We start from the raw sequence: 19,561 nt of genomic DNA, 5'->3' as shown, positions 1-19,561 counted from the left end.
GAGCGCCGTTTCTTTTGGGCAGATACCGAGTCTGCCAGGAGACTCCGCGCTGCCGCCGATCAGCAACCGGTTTCGCGCGGCGTGGTTTCCACTTCCAGACCGAACAGCGGGCGCAGACGCGTGCCGAACACGTTGCCGAAGAACGCCGCCACCAACCACAGCCAACCATGCAGGCTGCCCGAAATGATGCCGCTGAAATACGCGCCGATATTGCAGCCATACGCCAGACGCGCGCCGTAACCGAGCAGCAACCCACCCACGACGGCTGCGAGCAGCGAGCGCAACGGAATCTTCCACACAGGGGCGAACTTGCCTGCGATGGACGCCGCGGCGAGCGCACCGAGAATGATGCCGATGTCCATCACGGTCGTGACGTCTTGCGCCACCGGTGCGTTCAGGACATTGACTTGCTTCGCCCAGTACGGCCACGACGCCACGTCAACGCCAAGCGCCATGAAAGCCTTGGCGCCCCACAGGGCAAACGCCGAGGTCACGCCCCACGGACGGCCCGCCAGCGCGAGCGTCGCATAGTTGAGCAGCACCAGCGCCAATGCCCCCCACAACAGCGGCCACGGGCCACGCAGCAATGCGGGCGTGCCCTTCGCGCTGCGCGTCATCGGCACGCCGACGACCCGACCATGGCGACGCTTTTCGGCCCACAGTGTGAAGACACCAATGGCGGCGAACAGTGCAAGATTGGCAATGAGCGCGGGCCACAGTCCCCACACCTTGACCAGCGAGACCGGCTTGATGTGCGGCAGCGATTCCCACCAGGGCAGATGCGCCGTCGCGACCACCGAACCGACGATGAACGCGGCGAGCGTCACGACCATGCGCGTGCTGCCACCACCAACGGTGTAGAGCGTGCCCGACGCGCAGCCACCGCCGAGTTGCATGCCGATGCCGAAAATGAACGCCCCGAAGGCCACCGACACGCCAACCGGCGAGACCAGCCCCACGACTTTATTACCAAAGAGCGTGCCGTCGGCCAGTGCGGGGAAGAACAGCAGCACGCCAACCGCCAGCATGACCATTTGCGCACGCAAGCCCGCGCCGCGACGATCCGCGATAAACACGCGCCAGGCCGATGTGAAGCCGAACGCCGCGTGGTACAGGGCCACGCCGAGCAGCGCCCCGACGCCGGCGAGCGCGGCTTGTTTCGGACCCACGGTGGCTTGAAGATAGGCAATGCCGATCGCAATCAGCACCAGAGCAATGGCGAGGGGCCGGGCGTTGTAGGAAGACGGCGAAGGCGGGACCGTTTTGACGGCAGCCGAGGCGGCAGAAGTGGACATAGGACTTACGGACTCCAGAATGCAGATGGGCGGCACTCGGCCACCCATTAAGACAACGTGGAAGAATGCCAGACTGTCGCAATGAAGAAAACGACCGTTTCGTGATTCGCTTATTACTCAAAGGAATATAGACGCGCGCATCGAAAGGCAAGCGACCGATCCAGCCCCTCCCCGTCGGTGCCCCGAAACGACCGACCGGAACGTGCCGCCGCCCGAAAGACAAGGAAGCACGGTGCATTCCACGCGATTTCACGATGCGAAGTGGGGGACGTTTGATAGAATGGACATATTGGAACCCGCTGCGCCGGTTCGGCTTGCCCCACACGTCGCGGATGCGTTCCCGCCCTCGGAGAATAATGATGAAAACGCGCCTTTCCCGTGCCCTGCCCCTGCTGTTCGGTGCCGGCCTGCTGCTTGCCGGTCACGCATTTGCTCAGGATGGCAAGGAAACCGCCGCGCAAGCCGCCAAACGTGAGGCCGACGCCCGCGCAGCCGCCACCAGCACCTCGTCGGTGGATGTCAATCAGGAGCGCAAGCCAAGCTATTACGTCAACGACCAAGGCACGACCGTGACCGAGTACCGCGATCGCGGCAAGCCGACGGAGATCGACGTCCACTCCCGTTTTGGCACGAACTATCAGTTGACGACACCGCCGGACAACTCGCCGCGCACGCGCGACAACACGTCGCAAAACGACCGGTTGCCGTCCGTCGGCCTGAAGTTCTGACGTCTCTGGTAATCTGATTCACCCGCGCGCGCCACCTGGCGGCGCGCCAGCTTCCTGTATGTCTCGACCCAGCGGCCCGCTGCACGTGCACGGGCCGTTTGTCTGAGACACCTCCACTTAACGCACGCATGGCCGTTTTCACTTCCGTCTCGCCCGAGCAGCTCGATCAATGGCTGCAACGCTACGATTTGGGGAATGTTCTCGATTTCCGGGGCATCAGCTCCGGCATCGAAAACACCAACTACTTCCTGACGACCGAGCGCGGCGAGTTCGTGCTGACGCTGTTCGAGAAGCTCACGGCAACGCAATTGCCGTTCTATCTCCAATTGATGGGGCACCTCGCGCACCACAGCGTACCGGTGCCCGACCCGATCCCCGATCGCACGGGCGAAATTCTTGGCGAACTGAACGGCAAACCCGCCACCATCGTGACCAAGCTGGCCGGGCGCTCCGAACTGGCGCCTGCGCCCGAGCACTGCGCGCACGTGGGCGCCATGCTCGCACGCATGCATCTGGCCGGGCGCGACTTCACGCTCGAGCAGGCGAACCTGCGAAGCCTGCCGTGGTGGCGCGAAGCGGCGCCTGAAGTCATGCCGTTCCTGAGCGACGCGGAACGCGCCCTGCTGCAAAGCGAGATGGCGCATCAGGAAGCGTTTTTTGCATCAGGCGACTACCGTGCGATGCAGGCGGGACCGTGCCACTGCGACTTGTTCCGCGACAACGTATTGTTCGACCAGGCCGAAGATGGCTCGCCCCGCCTGGGAGGATTCTTCGATTTCTACTTCGCGGGTTGCGACAAGTGGCTGTTCGACTTGGCGGTAACGGTCAACGACTGGTGCTGCGACCTCTCGACCGGCGTGCTGGACGAGGCGCGCGTGCACGCCATGCTGCGTGCCTACGAGACAGTGCGCCCGCTCACGAACATCGAAGCGTCGCACTGGCGCGATATGCTCCGGGCGGGGGCGCTGCGCTTCTGGGTGTCGCGCCTGTATGATTTTCACTTGCCGCGGGCGGCCGAAATGCTCAAGCCGCACGATCCGGGGCATTTCGAACGAATCCTGCGCGAACGCATCGAAGCCGTTTCCATTCCCTGGCTGTAACCTGACGTCCCATCGGAGTCATTCGAACCCTATGCAATTGCTTGAAGTCCCGCCGAAGAGTGGTTATGTGTGGCTGCGCCAGGGCATCTGGCTGTTCCGCAAGAACCCGCTCGCCATTCTGACGCTGCTCTTCGCCTATTTGTTTGGCGTGATGCTGCTGTCGATCCTGCCGGTGGTGGGCGCGTTCCTCCCGCTGCTGTTCATCCCCGGTCTATCGGTCGGCTTCATGGCTGCCTGCCGCGACATCATCAAAAGCAAACAGGTGCTGCCGAACGTGCTGCTCGATGGCTTTCGTGGCCACGGCAAGGAAGTCTCGCGCCGGCTGCTGATCCTTGGCGGCTACTACATTGTGGCGATGGCCGTGGTGTTCCTGTTCTCGGCGCTCTTCGACGGCGGCGATCTGCTCAACAAGATGCTCTTCGGTGGCCGTATCAGCGAAGAATCGCTCACGAGCGGCTCGATGGGGCAGGCCATGCTGGCAGCGGGGCTCGCGTACATCCCGGTCGCGATGATGTTCTGGTTCGCGCCGGTGCTTGTGGCATGGCACGACGTCCCCCCCATCAAGGCGCTCTTTTTCAGTTGGACGGCGTGCGTGCGCAACCTGCGCGCCTTCTTTGTCTACGGGCTGTGCACGGCCGTCGTCGCCACGGTACTGCCGCTGATCGTGGCGTTGACGATGGCCGCGATGGGCATCCATCAATACGCCATGCTCGTCCTCATGCCGTACTCGATCCTGTTCACGGCCGTGCTGTACTGCTCGTTCTATGCGAGCTATCGCGGCTGCTTCGGCGTGCAGGAAATCGGCGCCATCGATCCGAACGTCGCACCGCCGGAAGCATAAGCCTCCCCCGCGATCCCAGATCGGACGAACGACGGATCCGCCAGGCAGAAACGGCTGAGCAGGCAAAACAAAGGGCACCCGCGGGTGCCCTTTGTCATGGCCGACGTCAGCGTCGTTACTCGATCGGCTGAAGTTTCGCGACGGCCAGCGCGAGCCACTTCTCGCCGTGACGGCCAAACTTCACGTGTGCGCGCGCTTCCACGCCCGTCCCCTCGAGCCCGATGATCTTGCCCTCACCGAACTTGGTGTGGAAAACCCCCTGCCCCAGCTTGAAGCCCGTCTCCGACGAGCGCGAACGGTCAGCAAGGGCCTGTTCCGACTTGGTCGCCACCCATTCGTCCTGCTTTGTCGCTCCCACCTGCGGACGCGAAAACCAGTCGCGCCCCCACGCCGGCTCGGCCTGTCCCAGACGTGCGCCCGGTTGCGCGCGCGGCGTCAGGAACTTGAGCACCTCCTCCGGAATTTCCTCGAAGAAGCGCGAACGCACGTTGTAACGGGTCTGGCCGTGCAGCATCCGGCTCTGCGTGAACGAGAGATACAACCGCTCCTTGGCGCGCGTGATCGCCACATACATCAACCGGCGCTCTTCTTCGAGGCCGTCGAGTTCGAGCGCACTGTTTTCATGCGGAAACAGCCCTTCTTCCAGCCCGGTGACGAAGACCGCCGTAAATTCGAGCCCCTTGGCCGCGTGCACCGTCATCAGTTGCACGGCATCTTGCCCGGCCTCTGCCTGGTTATCCCCGGCCTCGAGCGACGCGTGCGAGAGGAAGCCGGCCAGAGGCGTCATCTCCACCGGTGTGTCGGCGTCGACCACACCGTCGGGGGATGCCAGCACGTCAGGCGCGCCCGGCAACGCGGGCCGCATGGCGATCAAACGCGCCGGCGCGTCGAGCCCATAGCCTTCCTCGGCGATGAACGCCGTGGCGGCGTGCACCAGTTCCTGCAAGTTCTCGATACGATCCTGACCTTCTTTCTCGGTCTGATAATGCGCAATCAACCCGCTCGCATCGATGATGTGCGTGACGACCTCCGGCAGCGTGAGGCGCGCGGTGTCCTGACGCATCTGCTCGATCAATCGGACGAATGCCGTCAGATTGGTGCCAGCCTTGCCGGTCATATAGGGCACGGCGGCGTACATCGAGCAGTTGTACAGACGCGCCGCGTCGGCCAGTTGTTCGAGCGAACGGGCGCCAATCCCGCGCGTCGGGAAGTTCACGACGCGGGCGAATGCCGTATCGTCGTTCGGATTCTCGATCAGACGCAGGTACGCCAGGGCGTGCTTGACTTCCTGGCGCTCGAAAAAGCGCAGTCCGCCGTACACGCGATACGCAATGCCGGCGCCGACCAGCGCGTGCTCCATCACCCGCGACTGCGCGTTGCTGCGATAGAGAATGGCGATGTCCTGCCGCGACAGCCCCTGCGCGACGAGCGCCTTGATCTCTTCGACGAGCCAGCTCGCCTCCTGCAAGTCGGTCGCGGCCTCGTAGACACGGATCAACTCACCATGTCCCGCATCGGTGCGCAGATTCTTGCCCAGACGCCGCGCGTTATTCGAAATCAACGCATTGGCGGCATCGAGGATGTTGCCGTGCGAACGGTAGTTCTGCTCCAGCTTGATCATGTGCCGAACACGGAATTCGCGTTCGAAGTCGGCCATATTGCCGACGTTGGCACCACGAAACGCGTAGATGCTCTGATCGTCGTCCCCCACGGCGAACACGGCCGCGTTCGACCCCGCAAGCATCTTGAGCCATGCGTACTGGAGCTTGTTCGTGTCCTGGAACTCGTCGACGAGAATATGACGAAAGCGCGACTGGTAATGCACGCGCAGCGGCTCGTTATGCTTGAGCAGCTCGAAACAGCGCAGCAGCAGTTCGGCGAAATCGACCACGCCTTCGCGCTGGCACTGCTCCTGATAGGCGGTGTACAGCTCGACGAACTTCTGGTTGAAGGCGTCGTTGGCCTCGACCTCGTGAGGGCGCAGCCCCTGTTCCTTGGCGTTATTGATGAAATATTGCAGGTTTTTCGGCGGATACTTCTCATCGTCGACGTTTGCCGCTTTCATCATCCGTTTGATGGCGGAGAGCTGGTCGGCCTGATCGAGGATCTGGAAGCTCTGCGGCAGCCCGGCGTCGCGGAAATGCGCGCGCAGCATGCGGTTGCACAGCCCGTGGAAGGTGCCGATCCACATGGCCCGGGTGCTGATCGGCAGCATCGCGCCCAGACGGGCCTGCATTTCCTTGGCCGCCTTGTTGGTAAAGGTCACGGCCAGAATGCCCGCCGGACCCACATGGCCCTGCTGGATCAGCCAGGCGATACGGGTCGTGAGCACGCGCGTCTTGCCGGATCCTGCGCCCGCGAGAATAAGGGCTGGCTCGTCCGGGAGTGTCACGGCGGCCAGTTGTTCGGGGTTCAGGTTGGCTAGCAGGTCGGGCATGTCGGGAGGGAATTTCGAGTGAAGCCCGATTATAAATCCTGCTGCGGCGCGGAAACGGCACCGAATCTTTTATAATTCAGGGTTTCACGCATTACACGGTCCATCCAATCCATGAGCGACAGCGACAATACGCTTGCCAAGAGCTTCGAGCCGCAGGACGTCGAAGCCCACTGGGGCCCCGAATGGGAACGCCGAGGCTATGCCCGGCCGACTTTCGACGACGCCCGTGAAGATTTCAGCATCCAGTTGCCGCCGCCGAACGTTACCGGCACGCTGCACATGGGTCACGCGTTCAACCAGACGATCATGGATGGCCTCACCCGCTATCACCGCATGAAGGGCGCCAACACCCTCTGGGTGCCGGGCACCGACCATGCAGGTATCGCCACGCAGATCGTCGTCGAACGCCAACTGGACGCCCAGAAGGTCTCGCGCCACGACCTCGGCCGCGAGAAGTTCGTCGAGCGTGTGTGGGACTGGAAGGAACAGTCGGGCAGCACGATCACGCGTCAGGTGCGTCGCCTGGGCGCCTCCATCGACTGGAGCCGCGAATACTTCACGATGGACGACAAGATGTCCCGTGCCGTGCGCGACGTGTTCGTCACGCTGTACGAGCAAGGGCTGATCTATCGTGGCAAGCGTCTCGTGAACTGGGAATCGACCCTGCTCACCGCCGTGTCCGATCTGGAAGTGGTCAGCGAGGAAGAGGAAGGCTCGCTGTGGCACATCCGTTACCCGTTGGCTGACGGCTCGGGCTCGCTCACGGTTGCCACCACGCGTCCGGAAACGATGCTCGGCGACGTGGCGCTGATGGTCCATCCGGAAGACGAGCGCTACAAGCACCTGATCGGCCAGATGGCCAAGCTGCCGCTGTCCGACCGTGAAATCCCGATCATCGCCGACGATTACGTCGACCTCGAATTCGGCACGGGCGTGGTGAAAGTCACGCCGGCGCACGACTTCAACGATTACGCTGTGGGCCAGCGTCACAACCTGCCGCAGATCAACATTCTCACGCTCGACGCGAAGATCAACGAGAACGCCCCGGAAAAGTACCGCGGGATGGATCGTTTCGACGCGCGCAAGCAAATCGTGGCCGACCTCGACGCCCAGGGGCTGCTCGAATCGGTCAAGCCGCACAAGCTGATGGTGCCGCGCAGCGACCGCACGGGCACGGTCATCGAGCCGATGCTCACGGATCAGTGGTTCGTCGCCATGAGCAAACCCGCCCCGGAAGGCACGTTCCATCCGGGCAAGTCGATCACCGAAACCGCGCTCGACGTCGTGCGCAGCGGCGATATCAAGTTCGTGCCGGAGAACTGGACGACGACCTACAACCAGTGGCTGGAGAACATTCAGGACTGGTGTATCTCGCGTCAACTCTGGTGGGGTCACCAGATTCCTGCGTGGTACGACGATGCGGGCAATGTGTACGTCGCCCACACGGAAGAAGAAGCTGCCGAGAAGGCCCGCGCAAAGGGCTACACCGGCGCCCTCAAGCGCGACGAAGACGTGCTCGACACATGGTTCTCGTCGGCCCTCGTGCCGTTCTCGTCGCTCGGCTGGCCGCAGGAAACGCCCGAACTGAAGCATTTCCTGCCGTCGTCGGTGCTCGTGACCGGCTTCGACATCATCTTCTTCTGGGTGGCGCGCATGGTCATGATGACCACGCACTTCACCGGCAAGGTGCCCTTCAAGACCGTCTACGTTCACGGGCTCGTGCGTGACGCCGAAGGCCAGAAGATGTCCAAGTCGAAGGGCAACACGCTCGATCCGATCGACATCGTCGACGGCGTGTCGCTCGACGCTCTGCTTGCCAAGCGCACGACGGGTCTGATGAACCCGAAGCAAGCGGCAAGCATCGAGAAGAAGACGCGCAAGGAATTCCCGGACGGCATTGCGCCGTTCGGCACCGACGCGCTGCGCTTTACGTTCGCGTCGATGGCCACGCTCGGCCGGAACATCAACTTCGATCTCGCGCGCTGCGAAGGCTATCGCAACTTCTGCAACAAGCTGTGGAACGCCACGCGCTTCGTGCTGATGAACTGCGAAGGCCAGGACTGCGGCATGGCGCCGTGCGTGGGCGATTGCGGCCCCGACGGTCAACTGGATTTCTCGCGCGCCGACCGCTGGATCGTGTCGTTGCTGCAACGCGTGGAAGCCGATGTCGCGAAGGGCTTTGCCGACTATCGTTTCGACAACATCGCCAGCTCGATCTACAAGTTCGTGTGGGATGAGTACTGCGACTGGTACGTCGAACTGGCCAAGTGGCAGATTCAGAACGGTACCCCGGCGCAACAGCGCGCCACGCGCCGCACGCTGTTGCGCGTGCTGGAAACGGTACTGCGTCTGGCCCACCCGATCATTCCGTTCATCACCGAAGCCCTGTGGCAGAAGGTGGCGCCGCTGGCCGGCCGCTACCCGGCGGACAAGGCCGCAGGCGAAGCCAGTATCATGGTGCAGCCGTATCCGGTCGCGGATATGAGCAAGATCGACGAGGGCGACGAAGCGTGGATGCAGCAGTTGAAGGCTGCCGTCGACGCGTGCCGCAACCTGCGCGGCGAAATGAACCTGTCGCCGGCGCAACGCGTGCCGCTGCTGGTCGCAGGCGATGTGGAATTCCTGACGTCGATCGCGCCGTATCTGCAAACGCTCGCCAAACTCTCCGAAGTGCAGGTACTGGCCGACGAAGCCACACTCGACGCGCAGGCCGCCGGCGCGCCGCTCGCCGTGGTAGGCGCGAACAAGTTGGCGCTGAAGGTCGAGATCGACGTCGCAGCGGAGCGCGAGCGCCTCGGCAAGGAAGTCAAACGTCTCGAAGGCGAGATCGCGAAGTGCCACGGCAAGCTCTCCAACGAGAGCTTCGTGGCCCGCGCGCCCGCCAACGTCGTGGAACTCGAGAAGCAACGATTGGTCGACTTTGAAGCCGTCCTCGGTAAGTTGCAGGCCCAGTTGTCCCGCCTGCCCGCGTGAGACGCTCGACATCCACCAGGGAGATATCAATGAAAACCGTCGTGACCAAAGCCGTGTTCCCCGTTGCGGGCCTCGGCACCCGCTTCCTGCCGGCGACCAAGGCTAGCCCGAAAGAAATGCTGCCCGTCGTCGACAAGCCGCTGATCCAGTACGCGGTGGAAGAAGCGGCGGCCGCCGGCATCACGGAAATGATCTTCGTGACGGGCCGTAACAAGCGCGCGATCGAAGATCACTTCGACACGGCCTTCGAACTCGAAGCGGAGCTGGAGGCGAAGAACAAGCAGGCGTTGCTCGACGTCGTGCATTCGATCAAGCCGCCGCATATCGACTGTTTCTATGTGCGTCAGCCCAAGGCACTGGGTCTGGGACACGCGGTGCTGTGCGCGGAAAAGCTCGTGGGCGATGAGCCGTTCGCGGTCATTCTCGCCGACGACTTGCTCGACGGCGAGCCGCCGGTGCTCAAGCAGATGGTCGATCTGTACAACCAGTATCACAACTCGATCATTGGCGTGGAAGAGATCCCCATCGAGCAAAGCCGCTCTTATGGGATCGTCGCGGGCAACGAATGGGGCGAGAAGGACATCGTCAAGCTGACCCATATCGTCGAGAAGCCCGCGCCGGAAAACGCCCCGTCGAATCTGGGCGTTGTCGGTCGCTACGTGCTGCGTCCGCGCATCTTCGATTGCATCCGCGAGATCGATCCGGGCTCGGGTGGCGAGATCCAATTGACGGATGCCATTCAGAAGCTGATGCAGGACGAGGTCGTTTTGGCGTATCGCTATCAGGGCAAGCGCTTCGACTGCGGCAGCAAGCTCGGCTATCTGAAGGCGACGGTGGAGTTTGCGCTGCGCCACCCGGAGCTGAAGGACGCATTCCGAGAGTACCTGCGCGAATCGCACGGCGATCTGGTGTAAGCGTCAGTACGGCGCCAATACTGCGCCAAAAGAAAAAGCCGACGGCATGGCCGTCGGCTTTTTTTATGCCCGCAACACCGAGCGATCAGCGTCGGCGCATGAGGAAGTGGAACGTCTTGCCTTCTTCGCGCGATTCGATGAGTTCGTTGCCGGTCTGCTTGGCAAACGCACTGAAGTCGCGCGCCGAACCGGGATCGGTGGCGATGATGTGCAGCACTTCACCGCTCTGCATTTCGGCAAGTGCCTTCTTGGCACGCAGGATCGGCAGCGGGCAGTTCAGACCGCTCGCGTCGACTTCTTTCTGAAATTCCATGCTCATGTCCCTCTCGTCAGTCCTGTCAGTCTTGTTCGAATCTTGTGCCGGGTTCGCCCCGCAAACCGCGATTCTACCGTAGTCGCTGCCGCCGGCCGTCAGCCGTCAGCCGGCAATCGACAACTTTGCCGAGTCCACGTACTCAATCGGCAAATTGCGTCGTCGCAGCCACTCGGCCACCGCGTGTCCGGTGCCGGCACGCCACGGGCGCACCCGCTCCGGCGACACCAGACGGAACTCGGCAAGCTCTTCCGAGAGACGAATATCGCCGTCGCAAACCGCGTGATAGGCGATGATCAACTCGTTCTTGCGCATGAATTCATAGACACCGAGCAGCGAAATCGCGTCGGTTTCCAGATTGGTCTCTTCCTTGATCTCGCGCCGCACACCGTCTTCCGGCGTTTCGTCGCGCTCCAGAAAGCCGGTAATCAGCGCGAACATGCCCTCGGACCATGCCGCATTGCGTGCCAGCAGGATCTGGCCGCGATACTCCACGAGACCGGCCACGACCGGCAGCGGATTGTCCCAGTGGACGAAGCCGCAAGCCGCATCCGGACAAGCACGGCGAATACGCCCGGCGACATCACGTGAGTCGAGCGGCGAGGCACAGCGGGGACAGAAAATGAGTTCGTTCATGAGGGTTCTTCCGCGAATCCGAATATCTTAAATGAACTCATGACGCGCTGCACATTCGGAAGATTCCGGGACGTCTGCGGACCAAGCCCATGAGGGCCGGGGCGTATAATCGACCGACGTCTTCCTCTCATTCCACACGACCCCGTGTCCGCCATCCCGCCAAACACCGAGTCCGCTTCGTCTGCCCCGCCGCCTTCGCCGACACCTCCGCCTGCGTCGCCTTCGCTGTCGACTCGCCTGGCAAAACGGGGCGTCACCCGCTCACGCCGACTCTGGCACAACTACGGGGTGTTCTGGCTTGGTGCCGTGCTCGTGGGCCTCGTCTCGGTCGCCTACGCCAAACTGATCGACTTCGGCTTCGAGCTGTTCCAGCGCATGCTCTCGCACGGCGCCTGGCTACCACTGATCGTCACACCGCTGGGCGCCGCGCTGGCGATCTGGCTGACGCAGAAATTTTTCCGGGGGTCGGAAGGGAGTGGCATACCGCAGGTCATCGCCACGCTGCAAGACTCGCGGCTGTCGAAGTCGCTGCTCTCGCTGCGGATCATGTTCGGCAAGATCGCGATCTCGTTTCTGGGTATTCTTTGCGGCTTCACCATTGGCCGGGAAGGGCCAACCGTACAGATCGGCGCATCGCTCATGTACGCCATGCGGCGCGGCTACCGCCGTAGCAGCGTGCACATTGAGCGCCAACTGACACTGGCCGGCGCGGCGGCAGGTCTGGCGGCGGCGTTCAACACGCCGCTCGCGGGCGTGGTGTTCGCCATCGAGGAATTGAGCCGGAGTTTCGTCGCCCGGAACAGCGGCACGCTCATCACCGCCATCATCTTTTCCGGCGTCGTGGCGCTCGGCCTGCAGGGCAATTACCTGTACTTCGGGCAAATCAAGGCACTCACCGAGTTTCATTGGGCGCTGATCCCCGTGCTCATCGCCGCCAGCCTGCTCACAGGCGTGGCGGGCGGCCTGTTCGGCTGGCTGATGCTCAACGTGCCGCGCTGGATGCCCGCGTCGCTCGTGAGCCTTCGCCGAACGTATCCGGTACGCTTCGCACTTCTGTGCGGGCTGGCCATCGCGGTGATCGGCGTGGTCTCGGGGGGCACCACGTTCGGCAGCGGCTATGCCGAGGCGCGCGGCCTGCTCGAGTCGCATGCGGCACTCTCGCCGTTCTACGCCCTGCTGAAGTTCGCGGCCCTGTGCGTGTCGTATCTGTCGGGAATTCCGGGCGGTATCTTCGCGCCGTCGCTCGCCATCGGGGCCGGGCTCGGCAATGTGATGGCCCACATCACGTCAGTGATACCGCTACCAGCCATGGCTGCGCTGTGTATGGTCGGGTATCTGGCGGCAGTCACGCAATCGCCGATTACGTCGTTCGTGATCGTCATGGAGATGATCGACGGCCATCAGATGGTGATTCCGCTCATGGCCGTTGCCCTGCTCTCCACGCAGGTGTCGAAAGCGATTGCGCCGTCGTTCTATCACACGTTGGCGCACCGCTTCCTCACCCCGACGGTGCCGGCGCCGCGTCAGGCGTGAATCCCTCTGTCGAGCCCGACGGAAGCCCCGCTCAGCCCTTCGCGCTCAATTCCCGGATATCCGCCGCGAGACGCTCGACCGTTTCCACACGGGTATCCCACGCGCACATGAAACGGCAACCGCCCGCCCCGATGAACGTGTAAAAGCGCCAGCCCCGGGCACGCAACGCTTCGATCACATGCAGCGGTAATTCGGCGAACACGGCATTGGCTTGCGTCTCGAACATGAGCGACACGCCCGACACGTCGCGAATGCGCTGGGCGAGCAATTGCGCCATGGCATTGGCGTGGCGTGCATTGCGCAACCACGTGTCGTGCTCCAGCATGCCAAGCCACGGCGCGGAAATGAAGCGCATCTTCGACGCCAACTGCCCTGCCTGCTTCACTCGATACGCAAAATCCTCCGCCAGCGCGCGATTGAAGAACACCACGGCCTCGCCGACCGGCAGGCCATTCTTCGTGCCGCCGAAGCAAAGCACATCCACACCTGCCCGCCAGGTCACGTCGCCCGGATGGCACCCCAACGTCGCCACCGCATTGGCGAATCGAGCGCCGTCCATGTGCACGCGCAGATTGCGCCGCCTGGCCACCGCCGAGATCGCCTTGATTTCATCGACCGTGTAGACGGTACCGACTTCCGTCGCCTGCGTGAGCGTGACGACCTTGGGTTTCGGGAAGTGGATGTCCGAGCGTCGGTTGATGACCGACTCGACGGCATCCGGCGTGAGCTTGCCGTTGTTCTCGCGGCCACGCGCGGTCAACAGTTTCGCGCCGTTGGAGAAGAATTCGGGGCCCCCGCACTCATCGGTTTCGACGTGCGCCAGTTCGTGGCAGATCACGGAGTGATACGACTGCGACAACGAGGCTAGCGCCAGCGAGTTGGCGGCCGTGCCGTTGAACACGAAGAACACCTCGCAGTCCGTGTCGAACAGTTGGCGAATACCGTCGCACACGCGCTGCGTCCAGGTATCGTCACCGTAGGCAACCTCATGACCGCTGGCATTGGCCTCGATCAGGTAATGCAGCGCCTCGGGACAAATCCCGGCGTAGTTGTCCGACGCAAAGTGTTGTGGCGTTTGCGGCGTTTCGCTGCCGTTGGCCGCCTGGGCGGCGGCATGGAGCTTCGATGCGGATGGGGACAGGGACGGGGACGGAACTTGCGACATGACAACCTCATCGATACGGCGAGGACGCCGCGAGACGCCCCGCCTCAGACCTGCCGACAGCCCCAAGCAGCGGCCATCGGCTCACTCGGTTTTACTCTGGCCGCGGATCCGACCAGAGCTTGCCTGCGGTAGCCCAGTTCTCGGGCTTGACGTCGGTAATGATGATGTCCACGGACTCCGGCTTGCAGCCGATCGTGTTCACCGCCGCTTCCGTAACGGCTTTGACGAATGCGCGCTTTTGCTCGACCGTGCGCCCCTCGAACATCTCGACGTGAAACGTTGGCATTGCAGTCTCTCTCCCTGTGTTGTTTTCAGAATCGGCAGCGCCGCCGCGTCCTTCCTGCGGGCTTGCCGCACGTTCGCGACCTCGCACCTCAATGGCGCTCAATCGCGAAACGAGGCGTCTATTCTATCCAGTTTGCGCAGCAGCGCAGGCCACTCCAGCACGCCTTCGATGGCGCCGCCATCCTCGAGTTGGATGGCGGTCTTGTCCTGCACCGCCACGCTGGGCAAATGCGGGGCGACACCGCCCGCCAACGCCTGCAACTGGATCTCACATGCCTTGATCAGGGTGGCCATCAGCACAAAGGCTTCGGCGACCGTGCGGCCGGTCGTCAGCGTGCCGTGGTTGCGCAGCAACATGGCCGGATGCGCGCCGAGCGACGCCACAAGCCGTTCGCCTTCCGAAGGTGAAAAGGCCAGCCCCTCATAGTCGTGATAGCCGATACGCTCGTGAAATCGCAGCGCGTGCTGCGAGATCGGCAGTAGCCCATGCGGCTGAATCGACACCGCAATGCCCGCAGTATTGTGCAGGTGCATGACACACACCGCGTCTGCGCGCGCAGCGTGCACGGCTCCGTGCAAGGCAAACCCGGTCACGTTCACTGGGTGCTCGCTCTCGCCCACGATCTCACCGGCCATCGTGATCTTGACGAGATTCGATGCCGTCACTTCGTCAAAGGCCAAACCGAACGGGTTGATCAGAAAGTGCCCCGGCTCATCGGGCACCATGGCAGAGATGTGGGTGTAGATCAGATCGTCCCAGCCGTGCAGCGCAACGAGCCGGTAACAGGCGGCAAGATCGACGCGCATCTGACGCTCGGCTTCGCTCACGGCGGTGGCGGCCTTTCTGCCCGCCTGCAGGGTAAAAGACATAGAGGGTTCCAGAGGATGGAGGTGTCGGTGTTCGGCAAACGTCTCGCGTGATGAGGGCAACAAGCGCGCCGGCAGCAACACCGATGGCAAATCTCAGGGCGCGCGCTCGAGCGAACGTCGCCAATCCCACACGAAGCCGATGGCACCCAACACGAGCACGCCACTCGCGCAGAGCAGCGCCGCCGTAAAGCTGCCGGTCGCTTCGACCAGCGGCGCGGCCACCAGTGGCCCGACGATCTGACCGATCCCGTAGGATGCCGTCACCAGTCCGATCAGGCCATTGGCATTGTCCCCACGCAGGCGTCGGCACTCGCGCACGGCATACACGGTGATCGCCGTGAATGGCAGTCCGACGAGCACACTGCCCAACGCGAAGCCCACCACGTTCGGCAGCACGATACCGATCCCCACCCCCGCGCCTTGCATGACGTAGCAGGCAGCAAGCAGCAGTCGATTGTCCCAGGCAAGCGGCGCACGCGCGCCGATGATCGCCCCCGGTATCACCATCAAGCCGAGCAATGGGAAAAAGAGGTCGGGCCACGGTGAGCCAGGCAATGCCTGACGCGCGATCACCGGCAGGAAGGTCGCCGTGATGATGTAACCGAACCCGGCAAAGCCATAGAGCACCGTGACCGGAATGACGCTTTCGCCACTGCCGTGATTGACGGCATGCGCCGAGGCGCTGGCCGTGTCCGCGGGCTTCGTGGACCGGGCGACTTCCGCCGGAGCGTCGGCAACGAATGTGCGCCAGATGACCACCAGCAACGCCAGCGCCAGCACACCACACAGCAACCAGCCGCCGCGTGCGGGCCACGCCAGCGTGTTGTTCAGGTTCGCAAGCAAGCCCGTCACCACGATGCCTGCACCGGGTCCCGCGAAGATCACGCCGCCCAGACTCGGCATGCGAAGCTCGGCGAGTCTGCGAAACCCCCATCCGGCCGAGAACACCATCGCCCAGGAACTCATCACCCCGGCCAGCGTGCGTACAACGGCCCACACGGCAAACGACTCGAGCAGCCCCATCGCCAGCGTCAGCACGACGGTCGAGGCAAGGGCGAAACGGATGATGAGCGTCGGCGTGAGACGCAGCCACATGCAGGACAGCGCCCCGATGAAGTACCCCGCGTAATTGAGCGAAGCAAGCCAACTGCCATGTTGAATGTCGGTGAGCCGCTCGTGCAGCATCAGCGGCAGCATGGGCGTGAAGGCGAAGCGGCCAATGCCCATGGCAATGGCCAGAGCCAGCATGCAGGACAGCGCAATGCGCCATGCAGCGCGTTCGGGCGAGGGCTGACGCAACGAGTCGGTTCTGTCGGAATCGGCGAGTATGGCTGGCATGGCGATAGCGTTGTGGGAGATGTGCACCGGTGCGCGCAACTTTTCGAATACTTTACATGCAAACCATTACGGGAAGCGGGGGTGCCCCTGCGCTGTGAAGGGCAATGCGCAATATCGGGCGCTCGGGCCAGTCCATAGCTTCACGTCCGAGAAATACTGACGGCCTTCGCTTCGGTATCCTTTCGAATACTGAAACTGTACTGCCCTGTCGTCAGGCCACCGGTGCTCAAGATATCCTCCGGCTCGCCAATGCAAAACGCGCACCGAAGTGCGCGTTTTGCTTGAGCCATCCGGGCGATCCGGGCAAATTGCCGTAGATAGCGCGTCGGACCCGGGCGGCAGCCTAAGCCGCCGCCCTTACCGGGTTCGTCAGAACTTGCCGGCAACCCAACCCTGCACGCCGGCCAGCGCCTGCGGCAGTTGCGACGGATCGGTACCGCCCGCCTGCGCCATGTCCGGACGACCGCCCCCCTTGCCGCCGACCTGCTGCGCGACGAAGTTGACCAATTCGCCGGCCTTGACCTTGCCGGTCGCGTCGGCCGTCACCCCAGCGATCAGGCTGACCTTGCCGCCGTCGACTGCGGCGAGCACGATCGCTGCGCTCTTGAGCTTGTCCTTGAGCTTGTCCATCGTTTCGCGCAGGGTCTTGACGTCGGCGCCTTCGAGCTGTGCGGCCAACACCTTCAGACCGTTCACATCGACAGCCTTCTCGACCAGTTCGTCACCTTGATTCGACGCGAGTTTCGACTTGAGCGCCGCCAGTTCCTTCTCGAGCGACTTGACCTGCTCCTGCACCTGCGCGATACGCGGCGTCAGCTCGGCCGGCTGAGTCTTGAGCGCAGCGGCAGCCTCGTTGACCTGATCGTCGAGCTTCTGCACGAAACGCACCGAGTTGTCGCCGGTGATGGCTTCCACGCGGCGGATACCGGCAGCGACGCCGCCTTCCATCACGATCTTGAACAGACCGATATCGCCGGTGCGCGTCACGTGCGTACCACCGCACAGTTCGCGCGACGAGCCGATATCGAGTACGCGCACTTCGTCGCCGTACTTTTCGCCGAACAGGGCCATCGCGCCCCCCTTGACGGCATCGTCGAACGACATCAGCGCCGCTTGCGTCGGTGCATTCGCCAGCACTTCCGCGTTGACGATGTCTTCCACACGACGGATTTCATCGGCGGTCATCGCCGCGTTGTGTGCGAAGTCGAAGCGCGTCTTGTCGGCGTCGACCAGCGAGCCCTTCTGTTGCACGTGAGCGCCCAGCACTTCGCGCAGCGCCTTGTGCATCAAGTGCGTGGCGGAGTGGTTGCGAACGGTGCGTGCGCGACGCACGGCATCGACCTGCGCCGTGACCGCCTCGCCCACCTTCAGCTCGCCCGACTCCAGCGTGCCGTAGTGGCCGAACACGTCGGCCTGAATCTTCTGCGTGTCGGACACACCGAAACGTGCGCCGCCAGCAACGATCAGCCCCTGATCGCCCACCTGACCGCCCGACTCTGCGTAGAACGGCGTGGTGTCGAGCACGACGATGCCTTGCTGACCGGCGCTGAGCTTGCCCACGCTGGTGCCGTCGAGGTAGAGCGCCGTGACCTTCGCACCTTCGAGCACGAGCTTGTCGTAGCCCTGGAAGCGGGTCTTGTCGCCGGTGTATTCGAGTGCCGTTGCCATCTTGAACTTGCCCGCAGCGCGGGCTTGTTCGCGCTGACGCGCCATGGCGGCATCGAACGCCGCTTCGTCGACCGTGATGCTGCGCTCGCGGCAAACGTCGGCCGTCAGATCGAGCGGGAAGCCATACGTGTCGTGCAGCTTGAAGGCGAGTTCGCCGTCGAGTGTCGTCACGCCGCGCTTGGCCAGATCGGCCAGTGCGCCTTCGAGAATCTCCATGCCGTTCTCGATGGTTTCACCGAAACGCTCTTCTTCCTGCTTGAGCACATCGGTCACGCGTTGCTGCGCCTGTGCGAGTTCCGGATAGGCGACGCCCATTTCGGCGACCAGATCCGGCACCAGCTTGTAGAAGAACGGAGTCTTGCAACCGAGCTTGTAACCGTGACGGATGGCACGGCGGATGATACGGCGCAGCACGTAGCCACGGCCTTCATTGCCCGGGATCACACCGTCGACGATCAGGAACGAGCACGCGCGAATGTGATCGGCAATCACCTTGAGCGAGTTCGCCGTGAGATCGGTCACACCGGTTTCACGGCCAGCAGCCTTGATCAGGTGCTGGAACAGATCGATTTCGTAGTTGCTGTGCACATGCTGCAGCACCGCCGCGATACGCTCCAGTCCCATGCCGGTATCGACGCACGGCTTGGGCAGCGGTGTCATGTTGCCCTGCTCGTCGCGGTTGAACTGCATGAACACGAGATTCCAGATCTCGATATAGCGGTCGCCGTCTTCTTCCGGCGATCCCGGGGGGCCACCCCAGACATCGGCGCCATGGTCGTAGAAAATCTCCGAGCACGGGCCGCACGGGCCGGTGTCGGCCATCTGCCAGAAGTTATCCGAGGCGTAGCGTGCTCCCTTGTTATCGCCGATGCGGATGATCCGCTCGGTCGGCACGCCAACTTCCTTCGCCCAGATGTCGTAGGCCTCGTCGTCTTCCTGATAGACGGTGACCCAGAGCTTGTCCTTCGGCAGTTTGTAGACTTCCGTCAGCAGTTCCCACGCATATTGGATCGCTTCGCGCTTGAAGTAGTCGCCGAACGAGAAGTTACCCAGCATTTCGAAGAACGTGTGGTGACGCGCCGTGTAGCCGACGTTCTCCAGATCGTTGTGCTTGCCGCCCGCGCGCACGCTGCGCTGGGCCGTGGTCGCGCGCGTGTACGGACGCGTCTCGAGACCGAGGAAAACGTCCTTGAACTGCACCATGCCGGAGTTCGTGAACAGCAGCGTGGGGTCATTGGACGGCACGAGGCTCGACGAGCGCACGATGGTGTGCCCCTTCGACTCGAAGAAGTTGAGGAATTTTTCCCGAATGTCTGCGACTTTCATAGGGTGCGTGAGCGTGGGGACCGGGCGAGCTAAGCCAAGCCTGGTGGGTGTTTTGCAAACTTTTGATTATACGGGAAATCGCCCCCGTCACCGCGTCGTGCCACCAACCGCAGTGCGAAACGACACTGGTCAGAGGCAA

The 19,561-nt window shown here is 63.0% G+C and carries 15 protein-coding genes; 6 read left to right on the top strand and 9 right to left on the bottom strand.

The window, feature by feature from the left end:
• Positions 1–59: 59 nt before the first annotated feature.
• Positions 60–1,295 (bottom strand): YeeE/YedE family protein, encoded by a 1,236-nt coding sequence (locus PI93_RS12030; RefSeq protein WP_052240558.1) that lies wholly within the window; start codon positions 1,293–1,295, stop codon positions 60–62.
• A gap of 356 nt (positions 1,296–1,651) precedes the next feature.
• Between PI93_RS12030 and PI93_RS12025 the strand changes: the two genes are divergently transcribed.
• The 3 genes from PI93_RS12025 (at position 1,652) to PI93_RS12015 (ending at position 3,964) form a co-directional block, all read left to right on the top strand.
• Positions 1,652–2,023, top strand: a complete 372-nt coding sequence (locus PI93_RS12025; RefSeq protein WP_224786231.1) for a hypothetical protein — start codon at positions 1,652–1,654, stop codon at positions 2,021–2,023.
• 128 nt (positions 2,024–2,151) lie between these two features.
• A complete protein-coding gene (locus PI93_RS12020; RefSeq protein ID WP_039368733.1) occupies positions 2,152–3,123 on the top strand; it encodes a homoserine kinase in 972 nt (323 codons plus the stop codon).
• Between the two features lie 31 nt (positions 3,124–3,154).
• Positions 3,155–3,964, top strand: coding sequence for a BPSS1780 family membrane protein (locus PI93_RS12015; protein ID WP_039368736.1), 810 nt, complete (start codon positions 3,155–3,157; stop codon positions 3,962–3,964).
• A 115-nt stretch (positions 3,965–4,079) separates the two neighbouring features.
• On the opposite strand, the gene PI93_RS12010 is transcribed toward PI93_RS12015, so the two are convergent.
• Complete coding sequence (locus PI93_RS12010) at positions 4,080–6,401, bottom strand: UvrD-helicase domain-containing protein (RefSeq protein WP_039368739.1); 2,322 nt, start codon at positions 6,399–6,401, stop codon at positions 4,080–4,082.
• Positions 6,402–6,512: 111 nt separating this feature from the next.
• Here PI93_RS12010 and PI93_RS12005 point away from each other — a divergent pair, with 111 nt between their 5' ends.
• A complete protein-coding gene (locus PI93_RS12005) occupies positions 6,513–9,374 on the top strand; it encodes a valine--tRNA ligase (RefSeq protein ID WP_039368742.1) in 2,862 nt (953 codons plus the stop codon).
• A 29-nt stretch (positions 9,375–9,403) separates the two neighbouring features.
• Complete coding sequence (gene galU / locus PI93_RS12000; RefSeq protein WP_039368745.1) at positions 9,404–10,288, top strand: UTP--glucose-1-phosphate uridylyltransferase GalU; 885 nt, start codon at positions 9,404–9,406, stop codon at positions 10,286–10,288.
• A gap of 85 nt (positions 10,289–10,373) precedes the next feature.
• Here galU and PI93_RS11995 read toward each other — a convergent pair whose 3' ends face one another.
• Together PI93_RS11995 and PI93_RS11990 are read right to left on the bottom strand one after the other, a co-directional pair.
• Positions 10,374–10,601: a sulfurtransferase TusA family protein gene (locus PI93_RS11995; RefSeq protein ID WP_010806302.1), complete on the bottom strand. Its 228-nt coding sequence runs from the start codon at positions 10,599–10,601 to the stop codon at positions 10,374–10,376.
• A gap of 105 nt (positions 10,602–10,706) precedes the next feature.
• Positions 10,707–11,237, bottom strand: a complete 531-nt coding sequence (locus PI93_RS11990) for an NUDIX domain-containing protein (protein ID WP_039368748.1) — start codon at positions 11,235–11,237, stop codon at positions 10,707–10,709.
• 225 nt (positions 11,238–11,462) lie between these two features.
• Here PI93_RS11990 and PI93_RS11985 point away from each other — a divergent pair, with 225 nt between their 5' ends.
• A complete protein-coding gene (locus tag PI93_RS11985) occupies positions 11,463–12,770 on the top strand; it encodes a chloride channel protein (protein ID WP_052240585.1) in 1,308 nt (435 codons plus the stop codon).
• Positions 12,771–12,801: 31 nt separating this feature from the next.
• On the opposite strand, the gene PI93_RS11980 is transcribed toward PI93_RS11985, so the two are convergent.
• The 5 genes from PI93_RS11980 to alaS all read right to left on the bottom strand — a co-directional run bounded on the left by PI93_RS11980 (position 12,802) and on the right by alaS (position 19,422).
• Complete coding sequence (locus PI93_RS11980; RefSeq protein ID WP_080759114.1) at positions 12,802–13,935, bottom strand: threonine aldolase family protein; 1,134 nt, start codon at positions 13,933–13,935, stop codon at positions 12,802–12,804.
• 91 nt (positions 13,936–14,026) lie between these two features.
• Positions 14,027–14,221: a 4-oxalocrotonate tautomerase gene (locus tag PI93_RS11975; RefSeq protein WP_039368751.1), complete on the bottom strand. Its 195-nt coding sequence runs from the start codon at positions 14,219–14,221 to the stop codon at positions 14,027–14,029.
• A gap of 98 nt (positions 14,222–14,319) precedes the next feature.
• Entirely contained in the window at positions 14,320–15,090 is a 771-nt protein-coding gene (locus PI93_RS11970) for a class II aldolase/adducin family protein (protein ID WP_039368754.1), read from the bottom strand.
• A gap of 93 nt (positions 15,091–15,183) precedes the next feature.
• Positions 15,184–16,428: a YbfB/YjiJ family MFS transporter gene (locus tag PI93_RS11965; RefSeq protein WP_052240586.1), complete on the bottom strand. Its 1,245-nt coding sequence runs from the start codon at positions 16,426–16,428 to the stop codon at positions 15,184–15,186.
• A 369-nt stretch (positions 16,429–16,797) separates the two neighbouring features.
• Entirely contained in the window at positions 16,798–19,422 is a 2,625-nt protein-coding gene (gene alaS / locus PI93_RS11960) for an alanine--tRNA ligase (RefSeq protein WP_039368757.1), read from the bottom strand.
• Positions 19,423–19,561 lie beyond the last annotated feature (139 nt).

This window comes from Pandoraea fibrosis (assembly GCF_000807775.2).
Lineage (GTDB): Bacteria > Pseudomonadota > Gammaproteobacteria > Burkholderiales > Burkholderiaceae > Pandoraea > Pandoraea fibrosis.
The sequence above is the reverse complement of the archived record's forward strand: the minus strand, read 5'-3'. Positions and strand labels throughout refer to the sequence as shown.